This window comes from Delftia acidovorans SPH-1 (genome assembly GCF_000018665.1).
Taxonomy (GTDB): Bacteria; Pseudomonadota; Gammaproteobacteria; order Burkholderiales; family Burkholderiaceae_C; genus Comamonas; species Comamonas acidovorans.
Genome location: NC_010002.1, coordinates 1,016,469 through 1,036,235 on the forward strand (window position 1 = coordinate 1,016,469; position 19,767 = coordinate 1,036,235).

Sequence of the window (19,767 nt, forward strand, 5' to 3'; positions counted from 1 at the left end):
CGCCGAGCAAGAGCCGCCTCGCGGCGGGGGCGCCTGGCCGAGGGCGTCGTCCCCTGGGGGAAGCGGCGCCAGCCGCTCAGGGGGTCAGAAATTGTGAGTGATACCCAGGCTGATGCCGCTGGCGCGTGTCTTGTTGCCTGCGCCCTGATATCCGTTCTTCCACTTGGTCGTGTCCAGCTCCAGGAACAGGCTGGTGCGCTTGGACAACTGGTAGTCCACGAAGCCGATCAGGCGCTGGAAGCCGTCGTCGCCCTGGCCCGTGCGCTCGCGGTCCACCTTGTAGTAGCCGCCGTTCAGGCCGATGACGGGCGTGACGGCGTAGCGCGCGCCCAGGGCCAGGATCTTGTTCGTGGTTTTCGCGGTGTCGCTGGTCTCGGCCTTGTTGCGGCCGTAGTTGAGCATCAGGCGCAGGTCGCCACGGCTCCAGGCGCCACCGATGTTGGCGGCGTCCAGCGTGCGTCCGCTGGCGTCGTGGAACTGGGTGTAGGCGCTGGTCAGCACCAGGTCGTCCTGGCGCCAGTCCAGGCCCAGGCCGCGCGTGTCCAGGCGCGAGGCCGACACGCCGGTCTCCCCGAAGCTGTACATGGCGCGCGCCGTGAGGCCTCCAAAGCTGCCCGAGTACTTGATGGAGTTGTTGACGCGGTTGGAGCCCACCTTGGTGTTGGTGGCGCCCCATTCGTTGTTGAGGCCGTGGCCCGTGAGGCTGGTGACCTGGATGTTGGGGTTCAGGCCCGCAAAGCGCAGGGCGATGGGATCGACCAGGCCCACGGAGTCGGAGATCAGCGTGTTCTGCCGGCCAGCCGTGACCGCGCCCCAGTGGCCGGCTAGGCCCACGATGGCCGCCCGGTCGAAGGTGCCGGCCACGCCGCCGATGCCGCCCACGTCGGCGCCCAGCGTGGATTCGAGGTTGAAGATGGCGCGCAGGCCGCCGCCCAGGTCCTCGCTGCCGCGTATGCCCCAGCGGCTGGTGGGACCCACGCCGCTGTTGACCGAGCCCATGCTGCCCGCAGCCGGCGCATTGGCGCCCGACAGGCCGCTTTGCGCGCGCACCGACACGTCGATGATGCCGTACAGGCTCACGCTGCTGGTGGACTGCGCCAGGGCGGGGCCGGCCGCGCAGCCTGTGGCCAGCAGGGCGAGGGCGAGGGCGATGTTGTTCTTCTTCATGGTGTCTCCTTGATTTCTTCTGGAATGCGGGAACTTTGCGAGCGGCCGAGTTTCCGTATGGGAGCCGGTACTGCCTATGTCCGGCGGGCACTAGCTGCTATGTCGTTTCGTTCTCGAAGTGGCTGCGCGCAGGTGCCGGGCAACACCCACTGCCGGGACAGGGAATAGCCCCTGGCGGGACAATGTCGCTCTCAAAAAACATAGCGCCATGCGTATGGCATGCATGGCGCTTCAGGGTTTCGTGTCGGGCTTTCTGAGGCTTGTGCTGTCGTGATGAATCGCCGCTTTTTGTTGATGGTCGTGGCAGCGGGCTGGAGCCTGGCCGCGACCGGATGTTCGGGAAAGTCCGGACCTGGGAATGTCTCGGTTTCGCGGCAAAGGCTGCAGGAGGTGGTGGCCCAGCGCTTTCCCCGGCAGTTCCCCGTGGCCGGCATGCTGCAGCTCAAGCTGCATTCGCCGGTGCTGGGATTGCTGCCCGAGCGCAACGCGCTCAATGCGGTGCTGCAGGCCGATCTGTCGGGGCCCGTGCTCAAGCAGGGCTATGGCGGCCATCTGAACCTGGACTTCGCGCTGCGCTACGAGCCCACGGACCGCACGCTGCGCGCCCACCAGATCAAGGTCAACAGCCTGGTCATCAACGACCTGGCGCCCGCCATGAGCGACATGCTCACCACCTACGCCAGCGCGCTGGCCGAGCAGGCGCTGGGCCAGCTCGTGCTCTACCAGCTGCAGGACAAGGAACTGGCCCTGATGGACTCGCTGAACATGGAGCCCGGCGCCATCACGGTGACGCCGGACGGCCTGAGCGTGGCCCTGGTCCAGAAGCCCGTCGCGCCGCGCTGAGCGCAGCGGCGCGCCTTTGTCCTTCCCTTCGCCCGCGCCTCAGTCCGCGCGGATATTGGCGGCGCGAATCACCTCGCCCAGCTCGGCGCTCTCGGCCTGAATGAAGGCGCCGAACTCGGCCGGCGTGCCGCCCATGGGCGATGCGCCGATGTCGGCCAGCTTCTGCTGCACGGCGGGCTGGGCCAGGCTCTTGTTCAAAGCCTGGTTCAGCGCCTGCACCACGGCCGGCGGCGTGCCGGCCGGCGCCACCAGGCCCCACCACACGGTGGCCTGCACATTCACGCCCAGCGAACGTGCCGTGGGCACGCCCGGCAACAGGCGCGAACCATTGTGGTTGAGCACCGCCAGGGCGCGCAGCGCGCCGCTGCCCACATGGCCTGCCACCTCCAGCGGGTTGATGGCCATGAAGTCCAGCCGCCCGCCCAGCAGGTCGGTCACGGCGGCCGAGCCGCCCTTGTAGGGGATGTGCACGGCCTGGAAGCCGCCTGCGCGCTCCAGTAGGGCGCTGGCCATGTGGCCCGAGCTGCCCACGCCAGCCGTGCCATAGGACAGGGCGCCGGCCTTGGCCTTGCCGGCGGCGATCAGCTCGGCCAGGTTCTTGTGGGGCGACTTGGCGTTGACCACCACGACCAGCGGCGCCTCGCCGATGCGGCCCACCGGGATGAGGTCCTTGAGCGGATCGAAATTGAGCTTGGCGTACAGCGCCTTGTTGGTGGTCAGCGTGTTGGATGCCGTCAGCAGCAGGTAGCCGTCGGCCGCGCCGCGTGCCACCGCGCCCATGCCGATGTTGGTGCCGCCGCCGGGCTTGTTGTCCACCACCAGGGACTGGCCCAGCAGCTCGGCCATGGGCGGCGTGACCAGGCGCGTGATGATGTCCACGCCGCCGCCGGGCGAGTAGGGCACGACCACGGTCACGGGGCGCTCGGGGTAGCCGGCCGCTGTGGCGACCAGGGGCAGGGCCGCCCAGGCGGCGGCGGTGGTGCCGAGCAGGGCCAGCGCGTGGCGGCGGGTGGAATGTCTTGTCATGCATGTCTCCGTTGATTGTTATGGCCCGGCGGCAGGGCCGGGTCCGCCATTATTTAGCGTGCCAAGCATGGCTGGGCGCCGAACGTTACGATGCAGCGGCCATCGATTTCTTGGCGAACCCGTCCAGCCCTCAAGGTGCCCCATGACTTCACAGAATCCGCTTTCCGCCTTTTCCGTCACGCGCAAGTGGCCGGCCACGCAGCCGGACCGCATCCAGCTGTATTCCCTGCCCACGCCCAACGGCGTCAAGGTGTCGATCGCTCTGGAGGAGATGGGCCTGCCGTATGAGGCGCACCGCGTGGGCTTCGAGAGCAATGACCAGCTCTCGCCCGAGTTCGTGGACACCTTTCCCAACAACAAGATCCCGGCCATCCTGGACCCGCAAGGCCCGGGCGGGAAGCCGCTGGCGCTGTTCGAATCGGGCGCCATCCTGGTCTACCTGGCCGAGAAGACCGGCAGCCCGCTGCTGCCCGCCGACCCGGCCGCGCGCTATGAAACGCTGCAGTGGCTGATGTTCCAGATGGGGGGCGTCGGCCCCATGTTCGGCCAGCTGGGGTTCTTCCACAAATTCGCGGGCAAGGACTTCGAGGACAAGCGTCCGCGCGACCGCTACGTGAACGAGTCCGTGCGCCTGCTGGGTGTGCTGGAGCGCCGCCTGGCCGGCCGCGCCTGGGTGATGGGCGAGCAGTTCACCATTGCCGACATCGCCCTGTGGCCCTGGGTGCGCAACATGGTGGTGGAGCAGGGCTACAACGCGGCCGAACTGCTGGGCTGGGAGCGCTTTCCCGAGCTGCAGCGCGTGCTGGCCGCCTTCGTGGCGCGCCCGGCCGTGCAAAAGGGCCTGGTGACGCCGCCGCGCAACTGACCCGGCGGGCGTTGCATTCCTGGGCCGCACTGTCCCAGCCATGGTGGCTTTCAAAACCGGCGCGGGGGCCGCATCTGTCCGAGAATGCAGCGCCCCCCTTTTTCTTGCGGGCGCAGCCTCACAGGAGCCACGATGACCGCAGCCACCACCCCCGTCCTCCAGAGCCAGCCGCTGGGCCCGCTGTGGCCCACCATGGACCCCTTCCTGTTCTGTGCCCACCATGACGATGCCTATCCGCCCAGCGATGGCCGCCTGGGCGTGCAGGCCGTGGACCTGGAAGGCCGCCAGATGGGCAGCGACTTCAGCCGCAAGGACGGCTTTTCCATGTACCACGGCGATGGCGTGCCGGGCTTTCCCGGCCACCCGCACCGCGGCTTCGAGACCGTGACCCTGGTGCGCAAGGGCCTGATCGACCATTCCGATTCGCTGGGCGCAGCCGCGCGCTTTGGCGGCGGCGACGTGCAGTGGCTGACGGCCGGCAAGGGAATCCAGCATTCGGAGATGTTCCCGCTGCTCAACAGCGACGCGCCCAATCCGCTGGAGCTGTTCCAGATCTGGCTGAACCTGCCTGCGCGCTCCAAGATGGTGGAGCCGCACTTCACCATGTTCTGGAACGAGCGCATCCCGCGCCTGGAGCACGCAGACGCCGCAGGCCGCAGGACCGTGGTCACCGTGGTGGCAGGCAGCCTGCCCGGCACGGCGGCCGCCCTGCCGCCGCCGCCCGAATCCTGGGCCTCCCAACCCGAGGGCGACGTGGCCATCTGGACGCTGCGCCTGGAGCCCGGCGCACGCTGGACGCTGCCGCGCGCAGCCGGCGCGGACACGCAGCGCATGCTGTATTTCTTTGCGGGCCAGGCACTGCAGGTCGGGCCCACGGCGCTGGCCCAGCATGCGGCCCTGCATGTGGATGCCACGCAGGACTGGGAACTGCACAACAGCGGCGCCGACGCCGTGGAATGCCTGGTGCTGCAGGGCCGCCCCATCGGCGAGAGCGTGGCGCAGTACGGCCCCTTCGTGATGAACACGCAGCAGGAAATCATGCAGGCCATGCAGGACTACCGGCGCACCCAGTTCGGCGGATGGCCCTGGGCCGAGCAGGACCCGGTGCATGGCGCAGAGAACCGGCGCTTTGCGCGCTACCCGGGCGCTGCGGCCGAGGAGCAGCCGCCGGCCGCCTGAGTCCGGTCAGGCCGCGTCAGGCCGTGTCAGGCCGTGTCTGCGGGCGGATGAAAGCTGGCCGGCGCGGGCGTGCGCCCCAGCTCCTTGAGGATCTTCAGCGTGATGGCCATGCCGGTGTTGCCTGCGGGCACGCCGGCATAGACGGCGGTCTGCAGCAGCACTTCGCGGATGGTGTCCAGGTCCAGCGGCGCGGCCTCGGCATCGGCCGGGTCGGCCAGCAGGCCCGTGCGGATGTGCAGCTCGAACTCTTCCCAGCGGCCCATGGAGGCCGTGATGGCCAGCACCATGATGCGGCGCGTGCGGCGCTCCAGGCCAGGGCGGCTCCAGATGCCGTCCCAGGCGTAGGCCGTGATCATGCGCTGGAACTCCACATTCAGTTCGTTGGCGCGCGCCACGGATTGGTCCACCCATTCATCGCCCAGCACGCGGCGGCGGTTGGCAAGGCCGCGCTGCAGGGCGTTGGCGGAAGATTCGGTCATGGCGGGGGTTCCTGTGTCAAGCATGGGAATGGGCATGGGCATTGGCGTGGGTCTGCGGCGCTGCCAGCAGCGCCAGGCATGCATCATGCGATGCCTGCACGGCGCGGGCCGGGTCGCAGGCCCGGGCCAGCGCATCTTGCAGCGCCTGCAGGGCCGCTGCGTCCAGCCGGGGCGCGGCCCATTCGGCCAGCAGCAGGCGCAGCTCGCGCCCCTGCTCCAGCGCCTGCGGGGCCAGCAGCTCCACGGCGGCCAGGGCCTCGGGCTTGCCTGTCCAGGGTGCCATGGCGTGCACGCAGGCCTCTGAAAACACCAGTCCGTGCAGGCCCCGCACATGGCCCAGCATGCGCTGCGGATGCACCTGCAGCGACTGCGCGGCCTGGCGCAATGCGGCGGCTGCGCCATGCACATGGCGCCACAGGTCGGGCCAGTGCGCGACCTCGGCCTGCCACTCGCCCAGCGCGCGCTCATGGGCCTGGGCCATGCAGCCCAGCAGCAGGGACGCGAACTGGGGCACGGCCTGGGCCTGTGCCACCGCCTGCATCAGGTGCACGGGATTGCGCTTGTGCGGCATGGCGCTGGAGGTGCTGCCGCGCGGCGCCTCGCTGACTTCGCCCACCTCGTACTGCGCCATCAGCGACCAGTCCTTGGCCAGCTTGGCCAGGCTGCCGCCGCATACGGCGGCCTCCATGGCCAGGCGCATCCAGTCGTCGCGCTGGGTATGCCAGCTGCGGCCGCAGGCCGACAGGCCCAGGCGCCGGGCCAGTGCCTGCTCCACCTCGGCACGGTGGCTTCCCAGCACGGCGCCATTGCCCACGGCGCCGCCCAATTGCACGCACAGCGCAGCGGTGGCAAGCCTTTCAAACTGTTCGATGCTGCGGCCCACGGCGGCAGCCGACTGCGCGCACTTGAAGCCGAAGCTGGTGATCTGCGCGGGCTGCAGCAGGCTGCGCGCCAGCATGGGCGTGGCCGCGTGCGTGCGGGCCAGGGCCTGCAGTGCGGACTGCAGCGCGTCCAGCTCGGCCAGCAGCGCCTGCAGGGCCTGCTGCGTGAGCAGGGCCTGCGCCGTGTCCACGGCGTCCTGCGTGGTCGCACCCCAGTGCAGCCAGGGCAGGCCTTCCGGGGCGTGGGCCTGCAGCCACTGCTGCAGCGGCCGCACCACGGCCAGGCCCAGCGCGCCGCTGGCGCGTGCCTGCTCCACCACGCCTTCGCACGTGAGCGGCGCCTGCGCGCAGGCGCGCGCAATGGCCTCGGCGGCCGGGCGCGGCACCAGGCCGCAGTCGGCCTGGGCCTGGGCCAGCGCGCTCTCGAAGCGCAGCAGCGCGTCCAGCCAGCGCGCGTCTGCAAACCAGTGGCCGCTGTCGGCGGGGCCCAGATAGTCCTTCACCAATGACATGCTGTCCTTGCCGGTCTCAGGCCGTGGCGCCCGAGGCCTTGATCACGGCGGCCCACTTGGCGCTCTCCACCTGGATGCGGGCCGCGTACTGCGCGCCGTCGCCCAGCAGCGGCACGGCGCCCTCGATGCCCAGGCGCGACTGAAAGGATTCGGCAGACGCCACCTTGAGGATGTCGCGCCCCAGCGCGCGCACCGTCTCGGCAGGCGTGCCCTTGGGCGCGAGGATGCCGTAGGTCAGCGAGCTCTCGAAGTCGGCCAGCGCACGCACGCCGGACTCGGCCACCGTGGGCACGTCGGGCAGCTGGGGCTGGCGTTTGGCGCCGGTCACGGCCAGGGCGCGCAGCTTGCCGGCCTTCACCAGGGCCATGGCCGCGGGAATCACGCCAAAGCTGAAGTCCACATTGCCGCCCACCAGGTCGGTCAGCGACGGGGCCGTGCCCTTGTACGGCACGTGGATGGCCTTGGCGCCCAGCGCGTGGGCGAACATCTCGCCCGTCAGGTGGCCGCCCGTGCCCGAGCCGCTGGAGGCGTAGTTCATCTCGCCGCTGCGCTTGCGCATCTGCTCGGCCAGATCGGCCACGCTGCGCACGGGCGAGGAGGCCGGCACGACCAGCAGCAGGGCCGACGAGGCGAACATGGCCACCGGCTGCAGATCGGTGGCCGCATTGAACTTGAGGCCCGGATACAGCGAGGGATTGATGGACACCGTGCCCGTGTGGCCCAGCAGCCAGGTGCTGCCGTCGCCGGCCGCACGCACCACGGCTTCCGTGCCCAGGTTGCCGCCCGCGCCGGCCTTGTTCTCCACGATCATCCCGTAGCCGAAGGACTCGTTGAGGCCATGCGCCATCTGCCGCGCAAACACATCGTTGCCGCCGCCCGGCGCAAACGGCACCACCAGGCGGCTGCCGCGCTTTTGGGCCCAGGCCGGCAGCGCACACGCGGCCAGCGCGGCGGCGGCGGTGGACAGCCACATCCGGCGCGGCAAAGAGGTCTGAGAGGCTTGAGCGGGTTGAGAGGTGAGCCGGGAATCCATGCGTCTGTCTCCTGAAATAGTCGTTGTCACGCAGTGTGGTGCAGCGCAGCCTGGGAAAACAGCAGTTGCATCTGCGTTGTGATTCAAGAAAATGTGTGAAATGGACGTGAGATACATACACAATTTCTTGAGAGTGGTGGACACCGGCTCCATGTCCGAAGCCGCTCGCCAGCTGGACCTGAGCCCCTCGGCCATTGCCCAGCAAATGCGCGTGCTGGAAGGCGAGCTGGGTGCGCCGCTGCTGGTGCGCCATGGCCGCAGCGTGCGCGCCACCGAGGCGGGCGAGCGGCTGTTCGAGCGTGGCCGCCAGCTGCTGCAGGACTTCGAGGGCCTGCGCGAATGGGTGGCCTCGGACGCGGACGGCGGCGAGCTGCGGCTGGGCACCGTGAACACGGCGCTGCACGGCTTCGTGCCCGCCGTGATGCGGGCCTTCGTGGCGCGCCACGCCGAGGTGCGCATCAGCGTGCGCGCCGGCCTCACGCCCGAGCTGTACACGGCCCTGGTCCAGTCCGAGCTGGACGTGCTGAGCTGCCTGCAACCCTCGTTCGACCTGCCCAAGACCGTGTGCTGGGCCGAGCTGCGCCAGGAGCCTTTGGTCGTGCTGTGCCGCGCCCGGGATGCGCAGCAGGACCCGCTGGCCCTGCTGCGCACCCGGCCCCTGGTGCGCTACGACCGCTCCCTGGCCGGTGGCCGGCTGGCCGACCGCTACCTGCGCGCCCAGGGCATTGCGCCGCTGGAGCGCATGGAACTGAACTCGGTGCTGGCCGTGGCCATGATGGTGGACCAGGGCCTGGGCGTGGGCCTGGTGCCCGACATAGGCCCCGTGCTCTCCCAGGGCCGCGACGTGCGCGTGCTGGCGCTGCCCGAGCAGGGCGCTGCTGCGGACGGCGTCGGCTCCCGCCCCGCCGATGCGCGCAAGGTGGGCCTGCTGTGGCTCAACACCTCGGCCCGCGCGCGCTGGGCGCGCAGCCTGCTCGAATGCGCGCGCGAGTGCCTGGCTTGAGGTCGGGCGGCCGGTGAACCCACGGCCGCGACGCTGGAATGCCCCAGGTCGCCGACAATGGCAGCTTTGCGCGGCGCGCCTTCTGCGCTGCGGTTTTCCAAGGCCTTTGCCATGAACATCACCAAAGACACCGCCGTCACCATCAACTACAAGATCACCGACAAGCTGGGCAAACTGCTCGACAAGGGCGACGTGGCCTATCTGCACGGCGGCTACGACAACATCTTCGCCAAGGTGGAAGCCGCCCTGGACGGCAAGGCCGTGGGCGACACGCTGACCGTGGACCTGGCCGTGGAAGACGCCTTCGGCGCGCGCGACGAGAGCCTGACCCGCACCATCCCCAAGGGCGAGTTCCCGCCCGGCGTGAAGGTCGGCGGCCAGCTGCGCGGCACCGATGACCAGGGCCAGCCCCAGATCTACCACGTGGTCAAGATCAAGGGCCCCGTGGTGCTGCTGGACGGCAACCACCCGCTGGCCGGCATGGCGCTGCACTTTGCCTGCAAGGTCACCGAAGTGCGCGCGGCCAAGCCCGAGGAAATCGAGCACCGTCACGTGCACGGCGGCCACGGCCACCACCATTGAGAGGCAGGGCCGGGATACACCCGGTCCGCACGGCCCCGCAAAGCACAAAGGCCGCCTGGCATGCCCGGCGGCCTTTGTGTTTTCCGACTAGACCGCCTCCAGCGCCAGCAGCGCCGTGGCGGTGTTGGAGATCGGTATGTGGTAGTTGCCGTGCACGCGCCGCACGCCGGGCGCAGCCGCGGACAGGGCGCCGCGCATGGCCAGCCACATCAGCAGTTCCACGCCCTGGGTGCCGGTCTTTTCCACCAGTTCATGCATGCTGAACTGCGTGGCCCATTCGGGATTGGTGGCCATGCTTTCAAGGAACTGCAGGTCGAAGGCCTTGTTGATGAAGCCCGCGCGCTCGCCATCGAGCTGGTGCGACAGGCCTCCTGAGGCAATGACGGCCACGCGCTGGTCGCTGTTCCAGCGCGCAATGGCCCGGCCCACGGCCTGGCCCAGCGCATGGCAGCGGCGCGCCGAGGGCAGCGGGAACTGCACGGTGTTGATGCACACCGGCACGACGGCCACAGGGCAGTCGCCCTCGGGCCAGAACAGCTTGAGCGGCAGCGTGCAGGCGTGGTCCACCAGCATCTCCTGGCAGCTGACCACGTCGAAATCCTCGCCCACCAGGGACTCGATCAGGTGCCATGACAGCTCCGTGTGGCCGCGCAGCGGTGCCAGCGTGGGAATGCCCCAGCCTTCGTCGGCGTTGCAGTAGCGCTCGGCCGCGCCCACGGCGAAGGTGGGCATCTTGTCGAGGAAGAAGTTCAGGCCGTGGTCGTTGTAGAACATCACCACCACGTCGGGGCGCTGCGCGGCCAGCCATTCGCGGATGGGCGGGAAGCCGTCGAAGAAGGGCTTCCAGTAGGGCTCGTTCTGCAGGCCCTTGTGGATGGCGTTGCCGATGGCGGGAATGTGCGAGGTGCCGAGGCCGCCGATGAGATGTGCCATGGTGGGTGTCTCCTGTGCTGTGTCTTGCGTGTGGGCTGCGGCGGGGCTCAGGCGTGCGAGCGCAGCAGGGCCTGGAATTCGGCCTTGGTCATGCCGGTCTGCTGGGCGCCTATGTCCTGCATGTCCAGGTGAAAGATGCCGGCCAGCTTGGCCAGGTAGTAGGCGTTGCCGCCGGCCGCGATCATCTGCAGCACGTTGCGGGCGCGCACGGCATCGGCCTGCTCCTGGTTCAGCCCGTAGCTGCGCATATAGGCCTCCTCGTCGGCCAGGAAGGCCTGGCGGTTGGCCAGCTCGTTGAAGGAAAAGCACATGCTGTTGAGCGCATAGCCCTTGCGGGCCTGCCTGCCATCGAACAGGGTGGTGCCGGGAATCTGCGGCTGATCGGCCATGTTTTGTCTCCGGTATTTGCGTTGGATCAGCGGCAGTGTCCGGCCCGCGTTGCCAAAGATAAAGCGGCGGCCAATCATGGAATGCATGAGACAAATCGATGGATCGCAGCTCGATGGCAGGCTGCTGCAACTGCTGCTGGCCGTGCTGGAGACCGGCAGCGTCACGGCGGCGGCGCAGCGCCTGGGCGTGACGCAATCGGCCGTCAGCCATCTGCTGGACAAGCTGCGCGCCATCACGGGCGACCGATTGTTCGTCCGGCAGGGGCGGGGCATTGCACCCACGGCCCATGCGCTGGCGCTGCAGGACCCGGCGCGCGAGCTGCTGCGGCAGATGCAGCAGTTCGGCCAGGGGCCCAGCTTTGACCCCGCGCACTGGCGTGCCGAGATCACCATTGCCGCCAACGACCTGCAGCGCGAGTTGCTGCTGCCCGCGCTGGCCCGGCGCCTGCGCACGCAAGCGCCCGCAGCCATGCTGCGCGTGATCGACAGCGGCGCGCCGGATGCCGAACTGCTGCGCTCGGATGCCTGCCTGCTGGCCATCAGCCCGCGCCCGCCCGATGCCACGGACATCGTGCAAAAGCGCCTGTTCACCGATGAGTACGCAGTCTTCTATGACAGCGCCGTGCGACAGCCGCCGGCCAGCCTGGCCGACTATCTGCAGGCCGAGCACGCCACCGTGGCCTATGCCGACCGCCAAGCGCTGGACCTGGACCTGCAACTGCAGGCGCGCGGGCTGGAGCGCCGCTTTGCCGTGCGCGTGCCGGGCTTTGCGGCGCTGGCCGCCTTCGTGCGCGGCACGCCGCTGCTGGCGACGGCGCCGTCGCTGCTGGGCCGCACGGCCCTGTCATCGCTGGGCAGCTTTGTCGTGCCCGTGGACTGCCCGCCGCTGCCCATGTTCATGATCTGGCATACGCGCCACCAGGCCGATCCAGCCCATGCGTGGCTGCGCGGGCAGTTGCAGCAGGTGGTGGCGCAGGCGCTTGGAGGCGCCGGGCCGTCAATGCCTGCGAAGCAAGGCGCGGCGCAACAGGCGTGCTGCGCGGTTGCGGATCTGGAAGGGGCTGTGGCTCACGGCCGGGCTCACGCGGGCGCGTGAGCAGGCAGCCAGGAAGTCGCGCAGCAGCACGCTGTCATCCAGCGTGCTGGTGTCCGGGTTGCGGAACTGGAATTCGGGGTGCCACTGCGTGGCGGCGATATAGCTCTTGAGCGTGCCGGGCTTGCGGAAGATGGCCTCGGGAATGCGGTCGGGCAGGCTCCAGGCCTCCACATCGAACTCGGGCGCCACGTCCTTGATGCCCTGGTGGTGGATGCTGTTCACGCGTGCGCGGTCCAGCGTGGGGTACAGCGCCTCCAGCCGGCTGCCGGGCACGATGGCGATGTCGTGGTAGTGGCGGTCGTACTCGGTGGGATTGCGGTGCAGCTGCGAGCCGGGCACCTGGGTCTCGATGTCCTGGTAGAGCGTTCCGCCGAAGGCCACGTTGATCAGCTGCAGACCGCGGCAGACGCCGAAGATGGGCTTGCCGGCCTGGGAAAACGCCTCGACCACGGCCAGGTCGTAGAGGTCGCGCACGCGGTCGCCCAGCCATTCGGGGCGCATGGGTTCCTCGCCATAGCTGCCGGGCCAGACATCGGCGCCGCCGTGCATGACCACGCCGTCCAGCCACTCGGCATAGTGCTCCAGCGTCACGTCGCCGCGCGCGGTCTCGCCTGTGGGGCAGGGCACCATCACCACCATGGCGCCGGCCGACATGATCCAGTGCGCTATCGATTGCTCCACGTACTGCAGCGTCTTGCCCGTGAAAAGCGGACGCTGCGGGTCCGCATGGGAGAAACAGGCCGAAAGGCCGATCTTGAGGCGGCGTGAGGCAAGTGGGCTCATGGGGTGGTGGGCAAGGGGAAAGTCCTGATGGTCACGTTGTAAGCCCAATCGTGCCTGCGACCTGTAGGAAGGGGTTGAACGCCCGCGACCGGCGCAGGGCCATCACTGCAAATAGGTGTAGGTGAATGCAAGAGTTGTCTTGAGGCATCTCAAGCTTTTTCCGTCCATTCGTGCAGGCGCCCCGCCCGCGGGTGTAGCCTGTAGGCAGGGGTTGGGGCTGCGGATGCTGCAGCGCGAAAAACCTGACGACGCAGGGTGCGACTTGCTGTGCAGGCAGCCCGCATGGCGTTACGATGGATTCGCCAGTTCATCAATGGCCCCGACAACCCCGCCGCGCCGGTGGTGCGGCTTTTGGCGACTAGGAGGATATGCATGCAAGTTCAGGTTCATGCCGACGATTCGATCCAGGGTGGCGAGTCCTTGGCGCAATGGGCGCAGGAAGAGATCAACGCCAAGCTGGCGAGATTCAAGGACTACGTGGTACGCGTGGAGGTTTTCCTCACCGGCGTCGATGCGCTCAAGACCTCCGGCGCTCCCGGCAAGCGCTGCGTTCTGGAGACCCGGGCCAATGGCCGCCCGCCGATCGCCGTGAACGCCGAGGCTGAAAAGGTCAAGGATGCCTTCAACGCGGCCATTGAAAAGCTGAAGCGGGCCGTGGAGACCGACCTGGGCAAGCTCAAGGACAAGAACGGCCGCGAGAGCGTTCGCGGCGTGGAAGATGGCACCGAGGTGGATGCGGCCAGCCCGGCCTGACCCTCGAAATCCCCGCAACACAAACGGCAAGGCGCCCCATTGGGGCGCCTTTTTGTTGGGCAGGGCCATGGCTGCAGGTCGATCGCCGCAGCAAGCGTGTTCAGCGCGAGGCGCGCAGCACCACGCCGTCCAGCGAAGGCGCATGCAGCGGCTTCAGGGGCGATGCCAGCGGCGGCCCGAAGCGGCGTGCCGCACCTGCGGGCAGGGCCTGCGCATCCTGACCGGCCTCCGCTTCCCATTTCGCGCGGGCCTCGGCGATCTCTTCGCTGGTGCGGGCCACGAAGTTCCACCACAGCAAGATGGCTTCATCCATTGGCTCGCCGCCAATGACCAGCAGGCGGCTGCCGGGCGTGGTCTCGATGGCGACCGAGGCCGTGCCCAGGGGCAGGTAGAGCAGTTCCTCCACCGGCAGGGGCTGGCCGTTCACGCTCACGCTTCCTTCCAGGCTGAGCACGGCATGCTCGAAATCGGCACGCAGCGGCAGCGTGGCGACGGCATTGCCATTGCCCGCGCTGTCCGCATGCAGGTCCACGCTCATCAGGGGCGTGTGCACCTCGGCCGGCGACGTCAGGCCCAGCGCTTCGCCGGCCAGCACCGTGGCCGTGAAGTCGCCCACCGTGGTCCAGGGCAGCTCGGGGTAGTGCTGGAAGCGCGGCGGACCGTTGCGGTGCGACTCGGGCAGCGCAATCCACAGCTGCGCGGCGTGGATGTGCGAGGGCGTCTGGCTTTCCTCGGAGTGGGCGATGCCGTGGCCGGCCGTCATCAGGTTGACCTGGCCGGGGCGGATGATCTGGGTGTGGCCCAGGCTGTCGCGGTGCAGCACTTCGCCGCGGATCATCCAGGTGAAGGTCTGCAGGCCGATGTGCGGATGCGGGCCGACCTGCATGCCCGGTGGCGCGGGGTCGGCAGGACCGGCGTGATCGAGAAAGCACCAGGCGCCGACCTTGCGCAGGGCGCGCTGGGGAATGGCGCGCTGGATGGGAATGCCGCCCACATCGGCGGTGCGGGTGGGCAGGTGCTGGGGTTGGGAGTGGGGCTGGGACGTGTCGGACATGGTCGGATCGGCCTGTTTCGTGGGGGAAGCCACCAGTGTCGTGCAGCGCGGCGCAGCAGGCAAACGCGGCTCGCATGGATTGGGCCTGTTCGCTGACAGCGCGTTCTCAGGAACATTGTTTACATTCGAAGAACGGACCGGCGCCCGCCATTTTGGCGGGCGCCGGCCTCACTCTTACAGGAGAAACCGCCATGAATACATCCGTACAGACGCAAGCCGAAGCCGCTGAAGAGGCGGTCCAGAGCGCCGTGGAAGTCCAGCGATTCCCCGAGAAGTTCGAAGCCACGGTCACCGGCAATGTGCAGCACCGGGTAGGCGACGGCCCCCTGGAAGACATTCCGCGCGGCACCCGTGTGCAGGTGGCCACGGCCATTGGAAGCTATGTGCTGTCCTGGACCCAGGACGAGCAGCCGATCACCGTGTCGCTGGCCAAGCGCGAGTTCGAGCTCTATGTCGATACCGGGGAGATCGAGGTCAGCCAAGCCTGACGCCGGCCATGTCCCCATCCACTCCAAAAGCCCTGCGGCCTGACAGCTGCAGGGCTTTTTGCATGATGGCCTGGCGCACGCTCAGGCCGGCAGCTGCAGCGCGGTCTGGATGTGCACCTCGCCGGCCAGCAGCTTGTGCACGGGGCAGGCCTCGGCCACCTGCAGCAGGCGCTGGCGCTGCTCGTCGTCCAGCGCGCCTTGCAGCGTGATCTGGCGCTCGATCAGGTTGCCGCTGGCCGGCGTGCCTTCGGGGTTCAGGCGCAGTTGCACGTCCACCTGCTCCAGCTTCCACTGCTTGCGCGCCGCGTACATCTGCAGCGTGACCGTGGTGCAGGCGCCCAGGGCCGACAGCAGCAGCTGCAGCGGGTTGGGCGCCGTGTCGCCGCCGCCCTTGTCCGCAGGTTCGTCCACATGCCAGCTGTGGCCTTGGGGGTCGCCGAGCGTGACGCGATAGGGGGTGTCCGTGCTGGTGGCGTGGGCGCTGTGGATCATGGAAAGTCCTTTGTCCTGGGGTGTCGCAAGAGGGGTGGGAGAGGCAACGGACGACTCTACGCCTGCTTTGCGTCCGCTGCCTGGGGCCGGTGCTTCATGCGCAGCGGGATTTTGAGGTAGTGCACGCCATTGGCCTCGGCCGCAGGCCAATGCCCTGCGTGCATGTTGACCTGGATGGCGGGCAGCAGCAGGGCGGGCGCGGACAGCGTGGCGTCTCGCTGGTTGCGCATGGCCACGAAGCTGGCCTCGTCCACGCCCGTGTGCACATGCACATTGCCGGCGCGTTGCGCGTCCACCGTGGTTTCCCAGGCATGGCGGTCGCGGCCCGGCGCCTTGTAGTCATGGCACATGAACAATCGCGTTGCGGGCGGCAGGGCCAGCAGGCGCTGGATGGAGCGGAACAGCGTGCCCGCGTCGCCGCCGGGGAAGTCGGCGCGCGCCGTGCCGTAGTCGGGCATGAATAGCGTATCGCCCACGAAGACCGCGTCCGCGATGCGGTAGGACACGCAGGCCGGCGTATGGCCGGGCGTGTGCATCACCTCGATGCGCAGCCCGCCCAGCGGCAGGCTGTCGCCGTCGGCCAGCAGCCGGTCGAAGGGCTGGTCGCTGCCGGACGCGGGCAGGTTGAAGACGGGGCGGAAGATGCGCTGCACCTCGCGGATGTGCTCGCCCACGGCAATCGGGGCGCCCGTGCGCTCGCGCAGGTACGGGGCTGCGCTGAGGTGATCGGCATGGGCATGGGTTTCCAGAATCCAGCGCACTCGCAGGCCCTGGGCCTGCGCGGCGTCCAGCACGGCATCGGCCGAGCCGGTGTGGGCCTGGCCGCTGGCGTGGTCGTAGTCGAGCACGGGGTCGATGACGGCGGCCTCGGCCGTGTCCGCATCCCAGGCCAGGTAGGTCACGGTGTGGGTGTTGGCGTCGAAGAACGGTGCAATGCGCAGCGGTGATGTCATGAAGGCACTCCTGGTTCGAGGGCTCGTGTGCAGCCTGTCGGCAATTATATTAGAATTTGCTAAATTAGATTGTTCTTGATCAACCATGACCGAACCGACGCTCTCTCCTGAACAGGCCTTTTTGCAGCAGGGCGCTGCACGTGCCGCCGCGCTGTTGCGCGCCGTGGGCAACGAGAGGCGCCTGCTGGTGCTGTGCCTGCTGATCGAACATGGCGAGCTGTCCGTGGGCGAATTGCTGCAGCAGATCCCGCTGAGCCAGTCGGCCCTGTCCCAGCACCTGGCCCGCATGCGCGAAGAGGGTCTGGTCGCCTACCGCCGCGAGTCGCAGACGCTGTACTACCGCATCGCCAATCCCGATGTGCAAAAGCTGGTGGCCACGCTCAAGAGCATCTTCTGCGCCTGAAATCCTCTGTTCCCAAGGAGCTGATCCATGTCTCTTTCCTCCGTCTCCTCCCAAGCCGCCCGCCAGATGCAGGAGCAGGGCGCCTGGCTCATCGACATCCGCGCGCCGGACGAACATGCGCGCGAACGCATAGGCGGCGCACGCAGCATGCCCATGGACCGCCTGGCGGCGGGAGCCCTGGCTGGCGCGCCTGCCGCCGTGGTCTTTCACTGCCGCTCCGGCCACCGCACGCGCCTCAACGCCCAGGCCCTGGCGGCAGCCTTGCCGCCCGGCTGTGCCGGCCATGTGCTCGACGGCGGCCTGGACGCCTGGAAGGCACAAGGCCTGCCCGTGCTGCGCGACAGCCGCCAGCCGCTGGAGCTGCAGCGCCAGGTGCAACTGGGCGCGGGCGGGCTGGCGCTGCTGGGCGCCGTGCTCGGCGCCACGGTGTCCCCGTGGTGGCACCTGCTGTCGGGCTTCGTGGGCTGCGGCCTGATCGTGGCCGGTGCCACGGGCTTTTGCGGATTGGCGCGCGTTCTGATGAAGGCGCCCTGGAACCGGCGCGCCCTGGGGCAGTGACGGTGCCTGCACTGAATCCAGCCTGACGCCTGCTGTCCGACCCCAAGTTCCCCTGTTCAGGGGACTGTGGAGAACCCCGGACGGCAGTACGATAGCTGTATGACATCTGTTTACGCTCAACGCCGCGCACGCTTGGCCGCCCAGTTGGGCGCTGGCGGCATCGCCATCATTCCCACCGCTCCCGAGCGCCAGCGCAACCGGGACACCGGCTACCTGTACCGCCACGACAGCTACTTCTACTACCTGACCGGCTTTGCCGAGCCCAATGCCTGCCTGGTGCTGGCCGCCGACGGCACCAGCGTGCTGTTCTGCCAGCCCAAGGACCTGGAGCGCGAAATCTGGGACGGCATCCGCCTGGGCCCCGAGGCCGCCGTGGCCACGCTGGGCGTGAGCCAGGCGTTTTCCAGCGCCGAGATCGATACGCGCCTGCCCCGCCTGCTGGAGAACCGGGGCCGCCTCTGGTATCCGTTCGCCACGCATGAAGGCTTGGCCGTGCGCGTGGAAGGCTGGCTGGGCCAGGTGCGCGCGCGCGTGCGCTTCGGCGCCCTGTGCCCGGCCGAGCAGGGCGACCTGTGCACGCTGCTGGACGAGATGCGCCTGGTCAAGGACGCGCATGAGCAGGACATCATGCGCCGCGCCGCCGCCATCAGCGCCCAGGCCCATATCCGCGCCATGCAGCGCTCGGCACGCATGCTGCGCGCAGGCCAGGAGGTGCGCGAATACCACCTGGACGCCGAGTTGCTGCATGAATTCCGCCAGCAGGGCTCGCAGTACGTGGCCTACGGCTCCATCGTGGCGGCCGGCGCCAACGCCTGCGTGCTGCACTACCAGGCCGACAAGGCGCCCGTGCACGCGGGCGAGCTGGTGCTGATCGACGCGGGCTGCGAGCTCGACGGCTACGCCAGCGACATCACGCGCACTTTCCCCGCCGATGGCCGCTTCACCGGCCCGCAGCGCGCGCTCTACGAGCTGGTGCTGGACAGCCAGAAGGCCGCCGTGGCGGCCACGCGCGCCGGTGCGCGTTTCAACGATCCGCACGACGCCACCGTGGCCGTGCTGGCGCAGGGCATGCTGGACCTGGGCCTGCTGGATAGAAAGGTCTATGGCAACGCCCAGGACGTGATCGAGCAGCGCGCCTTCTTCCAGTTCTACATGCATCGCACGGGCCACTGGCTGGGCATGGACGTGCACGACTGCGGCAGCTATGTGGAGCCCTCGGAGCTGGGCCAGTCGCACGAGCGCAAGGACCCGCTGTCGGGCGAGACCATCACCAACCGCCCCAGCCGCATCCTGCGCCCGGGAATGTGCACCACCATCGAGCCGGGCATCTACGTGCGCCCTGCGGCCGGCGTGCCCGAGCAGTTCCACAACATCGGCATCCGCATCGAGGACGATGCCATCGTCACCGAGACGGGCTGCGAGCTGATCACGCGCGGTGTGCCCGTGGAGCCCGACGAGATAGAAGCCTTGATGCGTGACTGACAACGCCAGCCTGCCCACCACCGGCCCCGTGTCCACCCTCATGCCCGCCCCATCGGCCTATGTCCCGCCCGCGTTGCCACGGCTGAGCTGGCGCATCTTCACGGTGCTCTGGCTGCTGGGCCTGCCCGGCGTGGCGGCCATGGCCTGGTTCGTCCTGCCCGACTGGATGCGCCTGCTGGGCCTGCCCGTGGAGCCGCTGGCCACGCCGCTCGCCGGCATTGGCGTGATGGCCGCGCTGCTGGCCCTGCCCGTGGGCGTCGGGGTGTGGCTGGGGCCAAGGCTGGGCCTGTCCGCACCGCTGCTGACCACCTGGGTGGCCGGGCGTTCGCCCCAGCGCGCCGTGCGCTACCTTACGTTGCCGGGGCTGGCCGGCGGCGTGGTCGGCGCGGCCTGGCTGGTGACCCTGGCCCTGGCCTGGCCCGACGACCTGACCCTGATCGACCCCGTCTACGCCATGCCGCTGGGCGCCAAGATCCTGTACGCGGGCATCACGGCCGAGCTGGTGATGCGCCTGGGCGGCATGACGCTGGTGATGTGGCTGCTGTGGCGGCTGAGCGGGCGCACCGACCGCCGCCCGGGCTGGATGCTGGGCTGGTGGTCGGTGATGCTGTCGGCCCTGCTCTGGGGCTTGCTGCAGCTGGCGCTGGCCTGGGGTACCTGGGGCGGCCTGTCGGACGGGCTGGTGCTGCAGCTGCTGCTGTTCGAAATCGTCCACGGCGCCGTGGGCGGCTTCCTGTTCTGGCGCTATGGCCTGGAGGCGGCCATGGTGGCCCATGCGATCACCTATCTGCTCTCGCACGGGCTGGTGTGACT

The 19,767-nt window shown here is 69.0% G+C and carries 23 protein-coding genes; 12 read left to right on the forward strand and 11 right to left on the reverse strand.

Annotated elements, in window-relative coordinates:
* Positions 1–84: 84 nt before the first annotated feature.
* Positions 85–1,167, reverse strand: coding sequence for a porin (locus DACI_RS04605; protein ID WP_012202836.1), 1,083 nt, complete (start codon positions 1,165–1,167; stop codon positions 85–87).
* A gap of 273 nt (positions 1,168–1,440) precedes the next feature.
* Between DACI_RS04605 and DACI_RS04610 the strand changes: the two genes are divergently transcribed.
* Positions 1,441–2,010 (forward strand): DUF1439 domain-containing protein, encoded by a 570-nt coding sequence (locus DACI_RS04610; RefSeq protein WP_065346849.1) that lies wholly within the window; start codon positions 1,441–1,443, stop codon positions 2,008–2,010.
* A 39-nt stretch (positions 2,011–2,049) separates the two neighbouring features.
* Here DACI_RS04610 and DACI_RS04615 read toward each other — a convergent pair whose 3' ends face one another.
* Complete coding sequence (locus tag DACI_RS04615) at positions 2,050–3,036, reverse strand: Bug family tripartite tricarboxylate transporter substrate binding protein (RefSeq protein WP_012202838.1); 987 nt, start codon at positions 3,034–3,036, stop codon at positions 2,050–2,052.
* 142 nt (positions 3,037–3,178) lie between these two features.
* Between DACI_RS04615 and DACI_RS04620 the strand changes: the two genes are divergently transcribed.
* Together DACI_RS04620 and DACI_RS04625 are read left to right on the forward strand one after the other, a co-directional pair.
* Positions 3,179–3,901: a glutathione S-transferase C-terminal domain-containing protein gene (locus DACI_RS04620; protein WP_012202839.1), complete on the forward strand. Its 723-nt coding sequence runs from the start codon at positions 3,179–3,181 to the stop codon at positions 3,899–3,901.
* Between the two features lie 132 nt (positions 3,902–4,033).
* Positions 4,034–5,080 carry a pirin family protein gene (locus DACI_RS04625; protein ID WP_012202840.1) on the forward strand — a complete coding sequence of 349 codons (1,047 nt, stop codon included), beginning with the start codon at positions 4,034–4,036 and terminating at the stop codon, positions 5,078–5,080.
* Positions 5,081–5,106: 26 nt separating this feature from the next.
* Here DACI_RS04625 and DACI_RS04630 read toward each other — a convergent pair whose 3' ends face one another.
* From DACI_RS04630 to DACI_RS04640, 3 genes are read right to left on the reverse strand one after another with little or no spacing between them, the layout of a single operon-like run.
* A complete protein-coding gene (locus DACI_RS04630; RefSeq protein WP_012202841.1) occupies positions 5,107–5,559 on the reverse strand; it encodes a carboxymuconolactone decarboxylase family protein in 453 nt (150 codons plus the stop codon).
* 16 nt (positions 5,560–5,575) lie between these two features.
* The gene (locus tag DACI_RS04635; RefSeq protein ID WP_012202842.1) at positions 5,576–6,952 is read right to left on the reverse strand and encodes a lyase family protein; all 1,377 of its coding nucleotides are present in this window, start codon (positions 6,950–6,952) and stop codon (positions 5,576–5,578) included.
* Positions 6,953–6,968: 16 nt separating this feature from the next.
* Positions 6,969–7,985 carry a Bug family tripartite tricarboxylate transporter substrate binding protein gene (locus tag DACI_RS04640; RefSeq protein ID WP_012202843.1) on the reverse strand — a complete coding sequence of 339 codons (1,017 nt, stop codon included), beginning with the start codon at positions 7,983–7,985 and terminating at the stop codon, positions 6,969–6,971.
* Between the two features lie 100 nt (positions 7,986–8,085).
* Here DACI_RS04640 and DACI_RS04645 point away from each other — a divergent pair, with 100 nt between their 5' ends.
* Entirely contained in the window at positions 8,086–8,988 is a 903-nt protein-coding gene (locus DACI_RS04645; RefSeq protein WP_043780643.1) for a LysR family transcriptional regulator, read from the forward strand.
* A gap of 111 nt (positions 8,989–9,099) precedes the next feature.
* Complete coding sequence (locus DACI_RS04650; RefSeq protein WP_034399899.1) at positions 9,100–9,570, forward strand: FKBP-type peptidyl-prolyl cis-trans isomerase; 471 nt, start codon at positions 9,100–9,102, stop codon at positions 9,568–9,570.
* 87 nt (positions 9,571–9,657) lie between these two features.
* Here DACI_RS04650 and DACI_RS04655 read toward each other — a convergent pair whose 3' ends face one another.
* Both DACI_RS04655 and DACI_RS04660 read right to left on the reverse strand, forming a co-directional pair.
* Positions 9,658–10,503: a class III extradiol dioxygenase family protein gene (locus tag DACI_RS04655; RefSeq protein ID WP_012202846.1), complete on the reverse strand. Its 846-nt coding sequence runs from the start codon at positions 10,501–10,503 to the stop codon at positions 9,658–9,660.
* Positions 10,504–10,550: 47 nt separating this feature from the next.
* Positions 10,551–10,892 carry a protocatechuate 4,5-dioxygenase subunit alpha gene (locus DACI_RS04660; protein ID WP_012202847.1) on the reverse strand — a complete coding sequence of 114 codons (342 nt, stop codon included), beginning with the start codon at positions 10,890–10,892 and terminating at the stop codon, positions 10,551–10,553.
* Between the two features lie 76 nt (positions 10,893–10,968).
* On the opposite strand from DACI_RS04660, the gene DACI_RS04665 reads away from it, so the two are divergent.
* Positions 10,969–11,988 (forward strand): LysR family transcriptional regulator, encoded by a 1,020-nt coding sequence (locus DACI_RS04665; RefSeq protein WP_012202848.1) that lies wholly within the window; start codon positions 10,969–10,971, stop codon positions 11,986–11,988.
* Here the strand turns inward: DACI_RS04665 and DACI_RS30950 are convergent.
* Positions 11,890–12,771 carry a gamma-glutamyl-gamma-aminobutyrate hydrolase family protein gene (locus DACI_RS30950; RefSeq protein ID WP_012202849.1) on the reverse strand — a complete coding sequence of 294 codons (882 nt, stop codon included), beginning with the start codon at positions 12,769–12,771 and terminating at the stop codon, positions 11,890–11,892. The genes DACI_RS04665 and DACI_RS30950 overlap by 99 nt on opposite strands.
* Before the next feature lie 372 nt (positions 12,772–13,143).
* On the opposite strand from DACI_RS30950, the gene DACI_RS04675 reads away from it, so the two are divergent.
* Positions 13,144–13,524 (forward strand): HPF/RaiA family ribosome-associated protein, encoded by a 381-nt coding sequence (locus DACI_RS04675; RefSeq protein ID WP_012202850.1) that lies wholly within the window; start codon positions 13,144–13,146, stop codon positions 13,522–13,524.
* A gap of 100 nt (positions 13,525–13,624) precedes the next feature.
* Here the strand turns inward: DACI_RS04675 and DACI_RS04680 are convergent, their stop codons facing one another.
* The gene (locus DACI_RS04680) at positions 13,625–14,578 is read right to left on the reverse strand and encodes a pirin family protein (protein WP_043780647.1); all 954 of its coding nucleotides are present in this window, start codon (positions 14,576–14,578) and stop codon (positions 13,625–13,627) included.
* 191 nt (positions 14,579–14,769) lie between these two features.
* On the opposite strand from DACI_RS04680, the gene DACI_RS04685 reads away from it, so the two are divergent.
* Positions 14,770–15,066, forward strand: coding sequence for a hypothetical protein (locus DACI_RS04685; RefSeq protein ID WP_012202852.1), 297 nt, complete (start codon positions 14,770–14,772; stop codon positions 15,064–15,066).
* A gap of 81 nt (positions 15,067–15,147) precedes the next feature.
* On the opposite strand, the gene DACI_RS04690 is transcribed toward DACI_RS04685, so the two are convergent.
* A complete protein-coding gene (locus DACI_RS04690; protein ID WP_012202853.1) occupies positions 15,148–15,558 on the reverse strand; it encodes an OsmC family protein in 411 nt (136 codons plus the stop codon).
* A gap of 56 nt (positions 15,559–15,614) precedes the next feature.
* The gene (locus DACI_RS04695) at positions 15,615–16,511 is read right to left on the reverse strand and encodes an MBL fold metallo-hydrolase (protein ID WP_012202854.1); all 897 of its coding nucleotides are present in this window, start codon (positions 16,509–16,511) and stop codon (positions 15,615–15,617) included.
* Between the two features lie 85 nt (positions 16,512–16,596).
* Between DACI_RS04695 and DACI_RS04700 the strand changes: the two genes are divergently transcribed.
* From DACI_RS04700 to DACI_RS04715, 4 genes are all read left to right on the forward strand, one after another.
* Positions 16,597–16,914 carry an ArsR/SmtB family transcription factor gene (locus tag DACI_RS04700; protein WP_012202855.1) on the forward strand — a complete coding sequence of 106 codons (318 nt, stop codon included), beginning with the start codon at positions 16,597–16,599 and terminating at the stop codon, positions 16,912–16,914.
* 27 nt (positions 16,915–16,941) lie between these two features.
* A complete protein-coding gene (locus DACI_RS04705; protein ID WP_012202856.1) occupies positions 16,942–17,472 on the forward strand; it encodes a rhodanese family protein in 531 nt (176 codons plus the stop codon).
* A 99-nt stretch (positions 17,473–17,571) separates the two neighbouring features.
* The gene (locus DACI_RS04710) at positions 17,572–18,954 is read left to right on the forward strand and encodes an aminopeptidase P N-terminal domain-containing protein (RefSeq protein WP_012202857.1); all 1,383 of its coding nucleotides are present in this window, start codon (positions 17,572–17,574) and stop codon (positions 18,952–18,954) included.
* On the forward strand, positions 18,947–19,765 hold the full coding sequence (locus DACI_RS04715) for a hypothetical protein (RefSeq protein ID WP_012202858.1): 819 nt from the start codon (positions 18,947–18,949) through the stop codon (positions 19,763–19,765). Before DACI_RS04710 ends, DACI_RS04715 begins: the two co-directional genes overlap by 8 nt.
* Positions 19,766–19,767 lie beyond the last annotated feature (2 nt).